This window comes from Variovorax sp. W2I14 (assembly GCF_050435205.1).
GTDB classification, from domain to species: domain Bacteria; phylum Pseudomonadota; class Gammaproteobacteria; order Burkholderiales; family Burkholderiaceae_C; genus Variovorax; species Variovorax paradoxus_C.
On record NZ_JBNDJX010000001.1, the window covers coordinates 4252236 to 4266478 of the forward strand.

The window sequence follows — 14243 nt, forward strand, 5'->3', positions numbered from 1 at the left end:
AAACCCCGTTCCCAGCCCCTCGGGCGGATACCGCGGAACCGGCTTTGCCGGGCCGCTGGTATCGCCCCCACGAGGGGGTTGGCGAAGCGACACGAAGTGCGCGAAGCCCTGGGGGCGGTCATGTTCTTACAATCCTTCGATGGCCCTCCCCCCAGAAGTTTGCATTCGCGGCGCCGGCATCGTCGGCCGTACGCTGGCCCTGCTGCTCGCACGCGAGCGCGTGCGCGTGGCGCTGGTGGTGCCGCCCGCCGCGCAAGGCAAGCAGGACATCCGCGCCTACGCGCTCAACACGGCCTCCCGCACCCTCCTCGAATCACTGCGCGCCTGGCCCGATGCGGCCCACGCCACGCCGGTGCGCGAGATGCTGGTGCATGGCGACGAAGGCGGCCGCGTGCAGTTCAGCGCGGCGCGCCAGAAGGTCGATGCACTGGCATGGATCGTCGATGTGCCGGCGCTCGAGCAGCAACTGGCCGATGCGGTGCGATTCCAGCCCCAGATCGAAGTCGTGACCGAGCCCGTGCCCGCGCCGCTCACCGTGGTGTGCGAAGGCAAGGCCAGCGCGACGCGCGAAGCGCTCGGCGTGAGCTACGAAGTGACGCGCTATCCGCAGCATGCGGTGGCCGCCCGCCTCGAAGCCGAGCAGTCGCACGACGGCATCGCGCGCCAGTGGTTCAACGACAAGGGCGAAGTGCTCGCGCTGCTGCCGTTGGGCGGCACGCACGGCAAGACGGTCGCGCTGGTGTGGTCGGTCGACCAGCTCCGGGCCCCCGCCCTGCTCGCGCAGAGCGACGAAGAATTCAACGCCGCAGTGACCGAGGCCAGCCATGGCGCGCTCGGTGCGCTCAAGCTCGCGAGCGAGCGCGCGGCCTGGCCGCTCGCACGCGCCATCGCCGACCGCTGGACCGGCGCGATGTCCGGACAAGCGGGCCGGTCGTGGGCACTCGCGGGCGATGCGGCCCATACGGTGCACCCGCTCGCGGGCCAAGGCCTGAACCTCGGCCTGGCCGATGCGGCCGCCTTGGCCGAGGTGATCAAGACCCGCGACTACTGGCGCAGCGTGGGCGATGCGCGCCTCTTGCGCCGCTACGAACGCGCCCGCCGCGCCGACGTGCTGCAGATGAGCCTCGCCACCGACGGCCTGCAGCAACTTTTTTCGCACAACCTGGGCCCGCTGCCTGCGTTGCGCAACTGGGGCATGCGCGGCTTCGACCGCACGCGCCTCTTCAAGCACTGGATCACCGCGCAAGCCATGGGCTTGAAGGCATGACGCCACACATTCGAACCGAACGGACTTCTTTCCCATGACCCTCGCACGAACCCTCCTTCTCGCCGCCTGCACGCTGGGCGCGGCCATGACCGCCACCGCCGGCGAAGCCGAGATCCGCAAGAACCTGCCGGCCAGCATTCCGCAGTTCCCGCCGATCGACGAAGTGACGAAGTCGCCGGTCAACGGCCTCTACGAAGTGCGGGTGAACGGCTCGCAGATCTTCTACACCGACGAGCAGGGCAGCTACCTGATCCAGGGCAACCTGATCGACGTGAAGACGCGCCGCAACCTCACCGAGGAGCGCGTCGAGAAGCTCAGCGAAGTCGCGTTCGACAAGCTGCCGCTGAAGGACTCGATCAAGATCGTGCGGGGCAACGGCAAGCGCAAGCTGGCGGTGTTCGAAGATCCGAACTGCGGCTATTGCAAGCGCTTCGAAAAAGACATGAAGACGATCGACAACGTCACCGTCTACCTGTTCCTCTACCCGGTGCTCGGCGCCGATTCGAGCGCCAAGTCGCGCGACATCTGGTGCAGCAAGGACAAGGGCAAGGCCTGGAGCGACTGGATGGAAGGCGGCACCAAACCCACCGCCGCGGCGAGCAGCTGCGACGTGACCGCGCTTCAGCGCAACGTCGAGTTCGGCCGCAAGTACAACATCACCGGCACGCCCACGCTGATCTTCAGCAATGGCACACGCACGCCGGGCGCCATTCCCGCAGAGCAGGTCGAGAAGCAACTCGCCGCTTCCGCCAGCTGATGGCGACGAAAGCCGTTTCCCGGCGCGCAACTGCCGCGCCCGCTGCAGGCGTGCGCTATCGCGTCGAGTGCGCGGACTTGCATGCGCACCTCTTCGCCGTCACGCTGACCATCGACGCACCCGCCGCGCTGCAGCGGGTGACGCTGCCGGTGTGGATTCCAGGCAGCTACCTGGTGCGCGAATTCGCCAAGAACCTGCAGGGCCTGCGCGCCACGCAGGGGCGCCGCAAACCCACGCTGACGCAGGTCGACAAATGCAGCTGGCTGGTCGACTGCGCACCGGGCCAGCCGCTGGTGTTGCACTACCAGGTCTGCGCGTACGACAACTCGGTGCGCACCGCCTGGCTCGACGCCGAACGCGGCTTCTTCAATGGCACGAGCCTGTGCCTGCGCGTCGAGGGGCAGACCGATGCGCCGCACGCGCTCGACATCGTCGCGCCGTCATTGGCGGCCGACGGCGCCGCCTGGTCGTGCGCCACCGCGCTCGTGCCTACGAAGGTCGACAAGCAAGGCTTCGGCAGCTACCAGGCCAGCGGCTACGACGAGCTGGCCGACAGCCCGGTCGAAATGGGCGCCTTCTGGAGCGCCGAATTCGACGCCTGCGGCGTGCCGCACCGCTTCGTGATCGCGGGTGCCGCCGCCTCGTTCGACGGCGACCGGCTGATCGCCGACACCAAGGCCATCTGCGAAGCCGAGATGCGCTTCTGGCACGGCGACAAGGCCGGCAAGCGCGGCGGACCGAAGCTGCCGATCGACCGCTACGTCTTCATGCTGAATGCCGTCGACGACGGCTACGGCGGGCTCGAGCACCGGCATTCGACGGCGCTCATCTGCAACCGCCGCGACCTGCCGCAGCGCGGCGAAAAGAAGAAGCAGGCCGAGGGCTACACCACGCTGATGGGACTCATCAGCCACGAGTACTTCCACACCTGGAACGTCAAGCGCATGCGTCCGGCGGAGTTCGCCCACTACGACTACAGCCGCGAGAACTACACGCAGCTGCTGTGGTTCTTCGAGGGCTTCACGAGCTACTACGACGACCTGCTGCTGCGCCGCGCAGGGCGCATCGACGACGCGGCGTACCTGCGCCTCCTCAACAAGACCATCAACCAGGTGCAGCAGACGCCGGGCCGGCTCGTGCAGCCCGTCGCCGACGCGAGCTTCGACGCCTGGGTCAAGTACTACCGCCAGGACGAGCAGACGCCGAACAGCACGGTGAGCTACTACACCAAGGGCGCCCTGGTGGCGCTGTGCTTCGACCTCACGCTGCGCCACGAAGGCAAGGGATCGCTCGACGACGTGATGCGCCACCTGTGGACGCACAGCGGCGGCGGGCCGATCAGCGAAGCGGACATCGCGGCCGCACTCGAAGCCGTGAGCGGCCGCTCGTATGCGCAGGAGCTTGCACGCTGGGTGCATTCGACCGAGGAGCTGCCGATCTCGCAGCTCCTGCGCACGCACGGCGTGGCGACGCTCGAAGATCCGTCGCAGCAGGCGCAGGTGCTCGGCCTGCGCGTGGCCGAAGCCAACGGCAGCGTGCAGGTCAAGGTGGTGCTGCGCGGCGGTGCGGCCGAAAAGGCCGGCTTCTCGGCCAATGACGAGTGGATCGGTATCGAGCTGCCCGCTGTTGGCAAGAAGAAATCTGCGCAGGCCTGGCGCATCGCCAAGCTGGACGATCTCGCGCTGTATCTGGGCGACACGACGAAGTTCACCGCCATCGTTGCGCGCGATCGCAAGCTGCTCCGGCTGCCGCTCACGCTGCCGACAGGCGTGACCACCTGGCGCCTCTTCACGCACGACGCTGCGAAAGTGACGGGCTGGTTGGCCGGTTAACCAGCGATTTCCGTCGCCGCCGGGTTCCGCACAAACAGCATCGGCTGCGGCTCGCCCACCAGCACGCAGGGCTTGCCGGTACGCCGGCAATGGTCCTGCACGCGCCAGTAGGCGCCGTGGCTCATGCAACCCGTCTGGCAGATCACGAGGTCGGCGGCGCGCAGGCCGGCTTCGAGTGCCGGATCGTCGGCATCGTCGCCGCCGTCGTGGTGCAGGTAGCGGCCACCGGCGATTTCGACCAGTTGGCGTGCGAGCGAAGGCGCTTCTTCCTCGCGCCCGACGCAGAGCACGGCCTTTTCGCGCAGATCGGCCGGCGCTTCGGGCGCAGGCGGCATCTCGTGGCGCCGGCTGGCCGGCGACAGCAGGGCGTGCAGGCGCTTGGGCAGCGCACCGCCCCCGGCCGCGCGCGCCGCGAGCTCTTCGCGCACCATCGCAATGGCCGAATCACGCGCCACCAGCGCGCCGCGCAGGCGCACGATCTGCGCCTCGAGCCGCTCGACCAGCGCGGCCTGTTCGGTCAGCAGGCGCGAGCAGCGCTCCTGCACCCGGGCATACGCCCGCAGCAACACGGCATGTTCTTGCATCGGGAACTCCATGTGGCCATTCTAGATGAGAGCAATTCTCAACTGGAAGGGCATTGGGCGTCAGCAGGCCGGAGGCCTTGCTCGGTATAGTGGCCCGGACGAATTTTTCCCACCTCTCCCGGAGACACCATGAGCTACGAAAACATCGAAGTGCGGACCGAAGCAGGCAAGGTCGGCATCATCACCCTCAACCGCCCCAAGGCCCTGAACGCGCTCAACGACGCGCTCATGACCGAGTTGGGCCAGGCGCTCAAGGCCTTCGATGCGGACGACGCCATCGGCTGCATCATCCTCACCGGCAGCGAACGCGCCTTCGCGGCCGGCGCCGACATCGCGGCAATGGCGAAGTACAGCTTCATCGACACCTACAAGGGTGACTACATCACGCGCAACTGGGAAACCATCCGCACGATCCGCAAGCCCGTGATCGGCGCGGTGGCCGGCTTTGCGCTGGGCGGCGGCTGCGAGCTGGCGATGATGTGCGACTTCATCATTGCGGCCGACACCGCCAAATTCGGCCAGCCCGAGATCAAGATCGGCGTGATCCCCGGCGCCGGCGGCACGCAGCGCCTGCCGCGCGCGGTGGGCAAGAGCAAGGCGATGGACATGGTGCTCACCGCCCGCATGATGGACGCCGCCGAAGCCGAGCGCGCGGGCCTCGTGAGCCGCGTGGTGCCTTACGAAAAGCTGGCGGACGAGGCGCTGGGCGCGGCACTCATCATCTGCGGCTTCTCGCAGATCTCGGTGATGGCGGCCAAGGAATCGGTCAACCGCGCCTTCGAAAGCGGCCTGAGCGACGGCGTGATGTTCGAGCGCCGGCTGTTCCACGCGCTGTTCGCCACGGTCGACCAGAAGGAAGGCATGGACGCCTTCCTGAACAAGCGGGCGCCGGATTTCAAGAACGCCTGAGGCGCTGCGGCGCGCAGCTACTGATTAACTAGCGCGTCAGCAACGCCCGCAGCGCGGCGAGCGCCGGTGCCGGTGGCGTGCCGACCGTGGCGGTGCCGCCGGGCTGCGGCGTCCAGCGCACCTGGCCGCCCGCGATCTCGAGCACCGCGATCACCGTGCCGCCCTGATGGAGCGACAGGCGCGCCTCGACCGGCGCGTCCAGTTGCATATCCGCCGTCGTGGCCGAGCGAGCCACCGTGTTCACCAGCGCCGCCAGGCCTTCGATGTCGCCGCGCGCGTGCCGCACGCCCAGGCCCGCACGCACGAAGTCGAAGGACGTCCAGTGATCGAGCGCGGAGAACGCCGAAGCACCCGTCGGCGACCTGGCGGCCTTGGCGGCGGCAGCAGCGCGCGGCGGGGCCGTGTCGCGCAGGGCGCCCGAGACGTCGGCATTCGGACTGCCTCCCGGCGCGACGGCCCCGGATGCGTTGGCCGGCAGCTCCCGTCGCAAGGGCGCCGGTGCCACAGGTGCGGGTGGCGCAGCGGCCACTACGGCAGGTGGCGCTCTTTCGGGCACGGCGATGGGAGCGGGTGCGACCGAAGGCGCGGGTGGCGCGGCGGCATAGGCACTGCGCCTCTCCAGCTCTCTTTCATCCTGCGCGCTTTCGCTCTTCTGACGCACGCGTGCAGACGACTCGGCTGCGCCCGGCGCTGCCGCCGCGAATGCCGGTGGTGCGGGCGCTATTGCAGGTGCGGGTGGAGGCGCCGGAGCAGCGAGGACTGGCGGCGGAGGAAGATGCACTGCCGCCGATCGCTCTTCGGTCAGAGCAGGCGGCGACGCCGGTTCGGCAGGCGCCGCCTTTGCCTCCGGTGCAGGTGCCGCTTCTGTCTGCTTTCGAGCAGCCGCCGGCGCGGGTTTGCGGGCGGCATCCACCGTCGCGCGGTCCGGCGCTTCCCTGACCGCATCGCGCGCGGGAGCTGCGGGTGCTTCCGCCGCCGAGGGCGCCTGCTGCGCAACGATCGCGGGGCTGGATGCAGTCTCCGCCGCGGGCGGCGTCGGCGCTGCGGCGGGTGCCGGCGCCGGTGCGCTGGCGACCTTCGCTTCGCCATCGAGCCTCGCATCGGGGATCGGCTCGCGGTGCCACAGCACGGTCACGAAGCCGGCCACGAGCACGGTGGCGAAGGCCGCGTTCCAAGGCATGCGTGCGCGCGTGTCGCCGCCGCCGAACAGCCGGCGCCACCAGGGCGCGGCGCTCGCGTTATTGGCGGCGGATGCCGGCGCCGATGTGGGCGCAGCGGCGAGGTTGTGCGCCATCTTCCGGATCGCATCGCGCGTGCGCGGATCGGGCGTCGCATCGCGATCGGGCGCATGGTCGAGCGCGCGGCGCAGCGCCGGGTCGCGCAGGTCGCCGTCGTCGTGGAGATCGATGTCGTCGCTCATCGGTGCACCCTTGGCGCTGCGCGCCTTCCCGCCAGGCGGGAGCGAGCTTGCTTGGGGCGGCCCGGCACTGCGCTCATGCGCGTTGCTCCAGCACCGACAGGTAGCGTTCCATGCACCCACGCAGCTTCTGCAAGCCGTAGCGCAGGCGGCTGCGCACCGTCTCGAAACCGATCTCCAGGCTCGCCGCCAGCGCCTCGACGGTCAGGCCGTCTTCGTGGTGCAGCAGGAATGCGGCGCGCTGGTCGACCGGCAATTCATCGAGGCAGGCCAGCAGGCGCCGGCCGGCGGCGCGCCAGAAGGCGAGCTCCTCCGCGGACGGATGCGCGGCGGCATCGACCGCGCCGCGGACGCCGCAGTCGAGCGTGGGCACGGCATCGCCGTCGTCGTCCGGATGCGCACCGAGCGCCACCTCGCGCCCGCTCACGCGCAGGCGGTCCATCGCAAGGTTGTGCGCGATCGTGAAGGCCCAGGTGCGCCAGGCGGCGCCCTGCGGCGAGAAGCTCTCGCGCGCCGAGATGATCCGCACCCAGGTGTCCTGGAACACCTCGTCGGCCTGCGCCGCGAGCCGCGCGCCCAAAAGGCGCTTGACGAAGCGGAACAGCCCGCCCTCGTGGCGCGCATAGAGCACGTCGAACGCGGCGGCGTCACCGTGGGCGTAGGCCAGCATCAACTGATCGTCGGGCATGGCGTCGCGCTCGGTGGCGGCTTTGGCGGAAGGGGCGCGTGGGAGCGCAGACATCGGCGGATTTTCACCTGAGCTTGTACGGGCGGCGGAGCGCATCGGGGTTCGCCACCGGGAAAAAAGTCGCGCGGCTAAACCCCGAACCCTTGCGAGCAGACCGATTCGGGAGACGCAGCCGATGTTTCCAACTACTCGGTCCAGACGCCGGATCGGCCGATCGTGCGGCTGGTGACGGAAGAATTGGGCAAGCTGCCGGCGGGTGGTTGAACTGGTCCCGCGGACTGGGCTATAATTTTGGGCTCAGCGCAAAACGCTGAAACGGCTCTTTAGCTCAGTCGGTTAGAGCGATGGAATCATAATCCACAGGTCCGCGGTTCGAATCCGTGAAGAGCCACCAACACTACTTTCGCGGTTCTCCGCTTAAGTCAAAAAGCCCTAAGTAAATCAACTACTTAGGGCTTTTTTCTTTCCGCCTCGATCCGCATAACTCCGGGTGCTTCCGCGGCATTTTGCAGTAACTTCGACAGTAACCGCCATACCCGTTCATAGACAGGCATCAAGTTACTGCGACGCGAAGGCCTCAGCGCCCGTGCCGCCTCCCCGACGACTGGGCGCCACTCAGTTATCTGGAGCTACCCTCCCGGACTGCATTGAGCCAGATCCGAACCCAACTTCCGTCATTGAAGCGGTCGATCAGAAGGATCTTCTTCAGTTGTAATTCCGTCCACAGCGAATCGGCGCGCTCAAGATAGCGCTCCGCTGTCTCGGGCTTCGAAAAGAGCGCCTCCGCGTTGGATGTCCAACGCAAATACTGCAACCACGAGAGCTTCTGCCAGGGCGCTCCTGCGCCACTTCGGATGCTTTCCAAGATTTGCGCGCCAAAGGGATTTGCAGAGAAACTTCGATTCTTAAACCATCCATCGCGATCCAGACGCTTAACGTCCTGTTCACGGAGCAAAGTAATGAGCGGCCCCTCATTCCAATAGGGAACTTGGCGCCCGCCTGTTTCCTCTTCTTCCCAACGGCCAGGTGAAAATCTGCGTACGTTCATCCATTTTCCAGATGAAATATCCGCCGCTCCGGCATGCTTCCAAAGCACGAGGTCATGAGCGCAGAAAGCGACATGCACGCGCAAACCCTGGTCAGTCAGTAGACGAATCAGGTGAACCGCAGTGGGCAACGCCTCACTATCATCAAATGGCTCCCTCTGCGGCAGGTCGTCTAAAAATATGATGTAGACCCGCTCGGACGCGCCTCTCGACATTATGGAAGCGATTTCGAACGCCTTTTGAGGATTCGAGAGATCCTTCATTCGCACAATTAGCGTCGCCAGAACGTCTACCCCAGTTTCTTCGGCAAACTCACAAGTGAGGTCCGCGACCGTCATTGCATGAGCGTAGTACTCAGAGGTAAAAATCTTCGGAATACGGATCGGGCTGCAAACTGCGTCAAACCCTAGATTCACAGCTTCCTCGACCACTGCCTTTGCGCGAGGCGCCCACCAATCCAAGCTCTCGCCTACTGCGGTTTCAAAGTCACTCGGAAAAAATGACCACTGGGCCAGCTTCGCTTTGTTGCTCGCGGGATTATAAAACTGCGGGTCAAGAATTATCTCGTAGTCGCCTCGACGCTCCTTGAGCCGCTTTAATCTTTCTTCGACATATTCGGGCGTGTCGTTAACCGGACTAAGAACAATTCCTTTGAAGTCTGCGAGAGCAGGCTCATCAATCAGACTCCAAGATTCGTGCCCAAGCTGAAGATATGCGGACATTTATCAATCTCTTTCAACTAGTGCGAATTGCTTCTGCAAATTCGCTGGTTTTCCGATAACGCTGGGCGGGCCAAGGCTGCAGGGCCTTTATGAGGCTTGTAAAACCCTGGGCGGTCAACAAATCAATATTTTGTGCGGGCATTGGTTGGCGCGCGCGCACCCGTTCGATCGCGTGTTGTATGTGCTCTCCTTCACCCATATATGGGTGCCTTCCGAGCAGCGACATAACTAGGACCACGCCCAAGCCGAATTGATCGGTGCGACCATCAATAAGGGGCATCTCGTTATTCAGTTGCTCGGGAGCCGCGAAGGCTGGCGTATTTGGACCTTGGGCAGCAAATGCCTGAGTAATGGTGGGTGCGTCAAGCACCCGAACAATACCGAAATCAGTCAATACTGGGATGGTCAGATCAGTCCGGAAAAGTATGTTTGCTGGCTTCACATCCCTATGCACCAGCCGCCGCTCTTGGAGGTGCGCCAAGGCGTTCGCCAGGTGCGCGCCTATCGTCCGCACTTCTTCCCGGGTTAGAAGGCCCGCCGCCAGGCGAGCTTCAAGAGTGCCGCCAGAAAGCAACTCCTCAACGACCAGCCAGAACTTAGTCGGGCCCATTTCGAATAAGAGGCCTTCACGAAGGGTCGCGATGCTGGGATGCGCGCAGCTCAAAAGTGCGTCGGTCTCTCGCTCAAAGCGCTCAGTGGACCCGTAAACGGGCGCAACCTTTAGCGCGAATGGCACGCCATCAATGGTGGCGTTGTAAACCAGCTTGAACGCCCCTGAGCCCAGGTCGTCGCCTAGGTCATAGCCCCGCTGGTTGCAGAACTCTCTTGCGGCATCGAGGGGGCTTGGAGCGGGGAGTAGCGGCGGCGGCGGGTGCGAGCTCATGACGAAGGCTATTGAAATGGGTATGTGCGCGCTCTCGCACCCATCGGAGCAGTTCGTCTTGTTCCTTCGGCTCGATCAAGACTCGAATCTCACGCCCGTCAAAAGAGCAAAGGCCAATCCCTCGCAGCTCAAATTCGGCAGCCTCCGCGAGGGCTCGATGCACAGTCGCTGGCGGCATCAAGACTAACACTTTGTTTGCATAAGCAGCGTTTCGATACGCCTGCATATATGCGCGCTTCCACTCTGTCAATTTAGCTTCGAATGCAATGAGAGACTTCTGCCGGGTCCGACCAAGTACATCGACACTTCCGCTTTTGTGATCCCACTCAGTCGCAAGTTCTAACTTTCCCCAAGGACTACGGCCGCGTGCCAGTTTCTGGACGAACGCCTCCACGAGGATCGCCTCACTGGCGAAACCGAGATTGTTGGGCTTCTCTTGCAATTCCATGTTCAAAAATCAGGCGCCGCAACGCCCCTCTCCACACCATTTGTCGAGTATTGCACCATCTGAGGAGCCAGTCACGACGGGCAAACCTCGATGGAACGCTTTGCTTTAGCCAGCCGGCCAGTTCAAGATGCTGGCCGGCTGCCTGAACGAGGAAGATCCAGGTACTAGGCCGTGAGTCCATCCTCCATGATCGAGAAGGCCTTGGGCTGTCTAACCGCGATGTCCACGAACTGATTGATCGTGATCCGCACCGTGGCCGTCGAAGCCAAGGTGTAGGGGTCCACGATCACATCCAGCTCGCCAAACTGCGCGATGAGCAATTCGCTCCAATCGCCCGAGAAGATCAGGCTCGAACAGATGCCGTTCGAAGTGCCCTTGCTGAGGTTCTTCGGAACGTTGTTGCTCACGAGCAGCGGCCATGAGTTCAATGGCTCGTCCTGCACCTTGCCCTCAAGGATGAAGTCCATGTCCGGCCCGCGCTGCGTCTTGCGCATCCAGGCGCGAGTTGCTGCATTGGCCAGGTAGCCCGGCCGATTCATCGCGACATCGGTCTCAGCGACGCGGCTTTCAAGATCCACCACATGACCCCAGTTGAAGGCCGCACCGTTCGCGCCTCCCACCACCGTGCCAACGCCGGGCGTGTATCGAATGCCGAGCGGCTGAGTGCCGATGCCAGTGCCGTTGATGGCGGCGAAGTCGATCAGCTGGTCCGCGGCTTTCATGAGGTCGTCGCGCAGCATCGCTTCGATTTCGACCGAAGATTGAATGAGCTGCTGCTTCGATACGTCGATGTAGGCCGTTAGCCGTCGAGGGCTCAGTTCCAAGTCGTCGAGTTCAACATTCGTTTCGGAGGCCTCGCCTTGTTCGGTCTTCCATGAGGTCTCGGCGCCGGCGGTCTGTCGCGGAATACGAAGGTTCCCCGAGAGCCCGCCGAGGACGCGCGCGCCTGCCTGAATCACGCGAGCCTGGGGGCGAAGCACGCGCAACAGCATGTCTTCGCGCATCGTGTCCTCGATGACACTGCGCCCGCCGTTAAGCCCGGTTGCCAGGTCACGCCGAAGGACGCTCGCCGGGATGAACGACCCTTCAGCGCGCATGCTGAAGCGGCGTTCAATCTCCGACGATTGCTCGCGCTCGTAGCCGCACAGGTGCCCGTACTTGGCCGGATCGACAGATGCCAGGATGAGGTTGCGCAGGCTGTAGCGATCACCAGCAGGCGCGATATTGCCTCGGATGTCTGCGGTTGCCACGGGCTTGGTCGAAAGGTGCCGGATGAGCGAACGCTGAAAGGCTTCGACCGATTCGCCGGCGCCAATGGCTCGCTGTGCCAGCTCAGGGCCGCCGGGGATCAAGGCGGCAATCGCGTTGATTTCGTTCGCGCGCTCGGCCTCGCGGGCGCGCGTTTGCAGTGCGGAGATTTCAGTTGCTTCGGTTGCAGTGGTCATGATGTGGTTTGAATTGAAAGATGAAGAAGAGCGGCCGATGCCTACGGAGGGATCGGCGGGAATGGAAACCAGCGAACACTCGAAAGGCGTCCACCGGCTGACTGTGAAAACGGGCATGTTGTCGCGCGTCCCCGTCTGCTGAGCGTCATCGACCACGTAGCCGATGGACAGCGTGCGCAGTCCCTCGGCAACCATGGTGGCCGCCTCGATGCCGGCCTCTGTCGTGAAGAAGCGAAGCCGAGCGCGCAGCTTTTTCGATTCGATGCGGATGTTTTCGACCATCCCGATGGGGCGGCCAGGATCGTGCTGCAGCAACAGCGGAAGGCCGTCCTTGCTGCGCGACAGATCGACAGCGTTCGATTCGTGCGAAAGCACCTCGTACCCGTACCCGCGCAGGTACTGGTATTCCGAGCTCAAGCTCGCTTCAAACGTGTTTTTTGCCGCATCACCTTTGCGTGTCGCAGTGAACGCTCGGTGCCTTGTTTCTGGCATGAAGAGACTCCAGCGCATGCATAGCGTCCGAATACGGCGATTCAGCAGGCGCAAACGGTTAACCCCTTGCGGGGATGGGCGACGGCAGATGCCGTCCTCGTTTGCTTTCGCGTGAATGCCGCTTTACATCGCGACGTGTCGTCTGTGTCGGCGCACCGCTCACTACGGCGTGAGAGTCGCTTACTTCAGATTGCGTGAAGCAGTGCCACGTTATCATGAATTCGACGTGAAATCAAGAGCGCCTCAGTTCATGATCTTGCGAAGAGCGGCGTCGGTCGCCGACTGCGCGCTCTTAGCACGGATGCTCGTGAGAAGGGTATCGGCCAGGCATCGGGCCACGGCCTCGCCCGTCGCCGCGCTCGCCGCCGGCATGAACGTCTGAGCCGTCAGCACGCCGTCGTAGAGCAACCCGCACCACGCGATGCAACGGCTTTCGGCGAAGAACGTCAGGGCGCCGAAGCGCCGCTCGCGAGCGGCCGTGGCGAGGAGGGCATTCACTGCGGCCGAGTCCTCATCGGACAGCATCAAATCTTCAATACGCTTGCTCATGGTTGCTCCATTCATCTTCACTTAACCCCCTTAGGGGAGTCGTCGAACAGTCCAAGGTTGGGGTTCGAATTACCCGTAACGGGCCTCTCTGCGGAAGGACCCGTGGCCGATTGATCCCGAGGTCGCAGCTCGACATAGACCAACTCGAAGTGCTCGGCCAAGCCGCGCTGCACCTCCAACGGCAATTGACTTGCCTCTTCAAGCAGGGCTATCCGATTCGCGTCGTTGTCGCCGCGTACCGAGCACGCTGAATTGATCGCATAGGCCAGCCGACGTGCGATCTGCAATGCGGCGGCGCTCATGCGTGAATCGCCTTGCGCTCGACCGCAGCCCTCACCCGTGCCAGGTACGCAGGCCACTGCTCACGATGGACGCTCAGGTCCGCGTCGTTCCACTTTGCAATGCCAAGCTCTGCGGCCTTCGCCTCGATGCTGCTGCGCGTTGCGTCCCATGCGGCTTCAGGCATACCCGGGCTCGCGCCAATGTCAGCGGCCTCCCGCAACTGGCGCTCCACAATGCCAAGCAGGTATGCCATGCCTTTCGGCGGCGTCGCCTTCACGCACAGCTCTGCCGCCTGCTCGAAGGTCTCCACGCCTATGCCTTTCTCGACCAACGCACGCAGCTTCGGATTCGAGGGGCTGACATCGGCAACGCCCTTGGCCTTTATGGCTTTGCAGACGGTTCCCGCTTTCGTGGAGGTTTGAGATTCATCGCCCCCCACTTCCCCCGCTTGCGGGGGGTAGGGGGGTGTTCTCTTATCTCTTCTCCTCTCCTCTCCTCTGGGCGTGACTTGGCGTGACGTGGCGTGACTTGGTGTGACACTGATTGATTCGGCGCGACTTGGCGGGACAACAGCCGTCACGTCTCCTGCTTCTCGTTCACGCTGGCGGCGCTTCCGTTCGGCGCTGGTATCGTCATCGCGTTCACGCTTGGGCTGCCGCCTCTCCCACGCGGTCAGGCGACCTGTGTCCTTGGCGATCAACGAACGGTCCTGCATGAGCCCATACACGCGCTCGGCGGTGCCTTCGTCCAAGCCGAGAGAAAAGTCGATGGCCTCGAAGTCGAGCGTTCCCGGGTCGCCCCGCTCCTCGGACGCGCTGGCTGCTTCCAGCAAGCACGCCCAGATCGCAATGACGTTGGCCACCGAAGTGGCCGCCTTCTTCGCAATCAAGCCAAACTTCGGATCAGTGACCGTTCCGTGATG

13 protein-coding genes and 1 tRNA gene are annotated in these 14243 nt (G+C 64.3%); 5 read left to right on the plus strand and 9 right to left on the minus strand.

Features of this window, described 5'->3' with window-relative positions:
- Positions 1–139: 139 nt before the first annotated feature.
- From QF040_RS20040 to QF040_RS20050, 3 genes are read left to right on the plus strand one after another with little or no spacing between them, the layout of a single operon-like run.
- Positions 140–1267, plus strand: a complete 1128-nt coding sequence (locus tag QF040_RS20040; protein ID WP_429612509.1) for an FAD-dependent monooxygenase — start codon at positions 140–142, stop codon at positions 1265–1267.
- Positions 1268–1301: 34 nt separating this feature from the next.
- Positions 1302–2024, plus strand: a complete 723-nt coding sequence (locus tag QF040_RS20045) for a DsbC family protein (protein ID WP_429612510.1) — start codon at positions 1302–1304, stop codon at positions 2022–2024.
- The gene (locus QF040_RS20050; RefSeq protein WP_429612511.1) at positions 2024–3856 is read left to right on the plus strand and encodes a M61 family metallopeptidase; all 1833 of its coding nucleotides are present in this window, start codon (positions 2024–2026) and stop codon (positions 3854–3856) included. Before QF040_RS20045 ends, QF040_RS20050 begins: the two co-directional genes overlap by 1 nt.
- Here QF040_RS20050 and QF040_RS20055 read toward each other — a convergent pair.
- Positions 3853–4440, minus strand: coding sequence for a DUF2325 domain-containing protein (locus QF040_RS20055; RefSeq protein WP_429612512.1), 588 nt, complete (start codon positions 4438–4440; stop codon positions 3853–3855). The two genes, QF040_RS20050 and QF040_RS20055, sit on opposite strands and share 4 nt — an antisense overlap.
- A 129-nt stretch (positions 4441–4569) precedes the next feature.
- On the opposite strand from QF040_RS20055, the gene QF040_RS20060 reads away from it, so the two are divergent.
- Positions 4570–5349: an enoyl-CoA hydratase gene (locus tag QF040_RS20060; protein ID WP_307612062.1), complete on the plus strand. Its 780-nt coding sequence runs from the start codon at positions 4570–4572 to the stop codon at positions 5347–5349.
- 28 nt (positions 5350–5377) lie between these two features.
- Here the strand turns inward: QF040_RS20060 and QF040_RS20065 are convergent, their stop codons facing one another.
- Together QF040_RS20065 and QF040_RS20070 are read right to left on the minus strand one after the other, a co-directional pair.
- Positions 5378–6769 (minus strand): hypothetical protein, encoded by a 1392-nt coding sequence (locus QF040_RS20065; RefSeq protein WP_429612513.1) that lies wholly within the window; start codon positions 6767–6769, stop codon positions 5378–5380.
- Between the two features lie 73 nt (positions 6770–6842).
- Positions 6843–7508, minus strand: a complete 666-nt coding sequence (locus QF040_RS20070; protein WP_429612514.1) for a sigma-70 family RNA polymerase sigma factor — start codon at positions 7506–7508, stop codon at positions 6843–6845.
- Positions 7509–7771: 263 nt separating this feature from the next.
- Here QF040_RS20070 and QF040_RS20075 point away from each other — a divergent pair.
- Positions 7772–7848: transfer RNA gene (locus tag QF040_RS20075), tRNA-Met, on the plus strand.
- Positions 7849–8073: 225 nt separating this feature from the next.
- Here the strand turns inward: QF040_RS20075 and QF040_RS20080 are convergent.
- The 6 genes from QF040_RS20080 to QF040_RS20105 all read right to left on the minus strand — a co-directional run bounded on the left by QF040_RS20080 (position 8074) and on the right by QF040_RS20105 (position 14210).
- Positions 8074–9222 (minus strand): hypothetical protein, encoded by a 1149-nt coding sequence (locus tag QF040_RS20080; protein WP_429612515.1) that lies wholly within the window; start codon positions 9220–9222, stop codon positions 8074–8076.
- 13 nt (positions 9223–9235) lie between these two features.
- Positions 9236–10105 carry a serine/threonine-protein kinase gene (locus tag QF040_RS20085; RefSeq protein WP_429612516.1) on the minus strand — a complete coding sequence of 290 codons (870 nt, stop codon included), beginning with the start codon at positions 10103–10105 and terminating at the stop codon, positions 9236–9238.
- 612 nt (positions 10106–10717) lie between these two features.
- Positions 10718–12415 (minus strand): phage major capsid protein, encoded by a 1698-nt coding sequence (locus tag QF040_RS20090; RefSeq protein WP_429612517.1) that lies wholly within the window; start codon positions 12413–12415, stop codon positions 10718–10720.
- Positions 12416–12733: 318 nt separating this feature from the next.
- On the minus strand, positions 12734–13039 hold the full coding sequence (locus QF040_RS20095) for a hypothetical protein (RefSeq protein ID WP_429612518.1): 306 nt from the start codon (positions 13037–13039) through the stop codon (positions 12734–12736).
- Between the two features lie 17 nt (positions 13040–13056).
- A complete protein-coding gene (locus tag QF040_RS20100; protein ID WP_028258539.1) occupies positions 13057–13341 on the minus strand; it encodes a hypothetical protein in 285 nt (94 codons plus the stop codon).
- A complete protein-coding gene (locus tag QF040_RS20105; protein WP_429612519.1) occupies positions 13338–14210 on the minus strand; it encodes a hypothetical protein in 873 nt (290 codons plus the stop codon). The genes QF040_RS20100 and QF040_RS20105 overlap by 4 nt, the downstream gene beginning before the upstream one ends.
- Positions 14211–14243: the final 33 nt, after the last annotated feature.

Coding starts and splice junctions, on each gene's coding strand:
- QF040_RS20040 (WP_429612509.1), top strand. CDS start 140: ATGGCCCTCCCCCCAGAAGTTTGCATTCGCGGCGCCGGCATCGTCGGC.
- QF040_RS20045 (WP_429612510.1), top strand. CDS start 1,302: ATGACCCTCGCACGAACCCTCCTTCTCGCCGCCTGCACGCTGGGCGCG.
- QF040_RS20050 (WP_429612511.1), top strand. CDS start 2,024: ATGGCGACGAAAGCCGTTTCCCGGCGCGCAACTGCCGCGCCCGCTGCA.
- QF040_RS20055 (WP_429612512.1), bottom strand. CDS start 4,440: ATGCAAGAACATGCCGTGTTGCTGCGGGCGTATGCCCGGGTGCAGGAG.
- QF040_RS20060 (WP_307612062.1), top strand. CDS start 4,570: ATGAGCTACGAAAACATCGAAGTGCGGACCGAAGCAGGCAAGGTCGGC.
- QF040_RS20065 (WP_429612513.1), bottom strand. CDS start 6,769: ATGAGCGACGACATCGATCTCCACGACGACGGCGACCTGCGCGACCCG.
- QF040_RS20070 (WP_429612514.1), bottom strand. CDS start 7,508: ATGTCTGCGCTCCCACGCGCCCCTTCCGCCAAAGCCGCCACCGAGCGC.
- QF040_RS20080 (WP_429612515.1), bottom strand. CDS start 9,222: ATGTCCGCATATCTTCAGCTTGGGCACGAATCTTGGAGTCTGATTGAT.
- QF040_RS20085 (WP_429612516.1), bottom strand. CDS start 10,105: ATGAGCTCGCACCCGCCGCCGCCGCTACTCCCCGCTCCAAGCCCCCTC.
- QF040_RS20095 (WP_429612518.1), bottom strand. CDS start 13,039: ATGAGCAAGCGTATTGAAGATTTGATGCTGTCCGATGAGGACTCGGCC.
- QF040_RS20100 (WP_028258539.1), bottom strand. CDS start 13,341: ATGAGCGCCGCCGCATTGCAGATCGCACGTCGGCTGGCCTATGCGATC.